This window comes from Elioraea sp. Yellowstone (assembly GCF_006704265.1).
GTDB lineage: Bacteria > Pseudomonadota > Alphaproteobacteria > Acetobacterales > Acetobacteraceae > Elioraea.
Window position 1 is genome coordinate 1 of the sequence record NZ_VIKA01000317.1, and the last position, 720, is coordinate 720.

1 protein-coding gene is annotated in these 720 nt (G+C 68.2%); it reads left to right on the forward strand.

What is annotated here, in order from left to right; all coding sequences use genetic code 11:
* A partial coding sequence (locus FK498_RS18920) for an IS256 family transposase (protein WP_141857275.1) occupies positions 1-720 on the forward strand: 720 nt, incomplete at both ends.

Consider the following 720-nt stretch of genomic DNA (forward strand, 5'->3'; position numbering starts at 1 on the left):
CAGCTATTTCCCCGCCTTTCTGGAGCCGCGCCGGTTGGCCGAGAAGGCGCTCGCCGCCGTCGTCCAGGAAGCCTATGTGCAAGGCGTGTCGACCCGAGCCGTCGACGATCTGGTCAAGGCCATGGGCATGACCGGCATCTCCAGGAGCCAGGTCAGCCGCCTCTGCGAGGAGATCGACGGCAAGGTCAAGGCCTTCCTCGAACGTCCCCTCGAAGGGGACTGGCCCTATCTCTGGATCGACGCGACCTACGTGAAGGTGCGGCAGAACGGGCGCATCGTCTCCGTCGCCGTCATCGTCGCGGTGGCCGTGAATGGTGATGGCCGGCGTGAGGTGCTCGGCATGGACATCGGCCCCTCCGAGGCCGAGACCTTCTGGACAGCCTTCTTGCGCAAGCTGGCACGGCGCGGGCTCAGAGGCGTCAAGCTGGTGGTCTCCGACGCGCACGAGGGTCTCAAGACCGCCGTCGCCAAGGTGCTCCACGCCTCCTGGCAGCGCTGCCGCGTGCACTTCATGCGCAACGTCCTCGCCCACGCCGGCAAGAGCGGCCGCCGCGTCGTCGCCGCCTTCATCGGCACCGCCTTCGTCCAGGACGACGCCGAAGCCGCGCGGGCTCAGTGGCGCCAAGTCGCCGACCAGCTCCGCCCCAAGCTGCCGAAGCTGGCCGGCCTCATGGACGAGGCCGAGCCCGACGTCCTGGCCTTCATGAGCTTCCCAAAGGA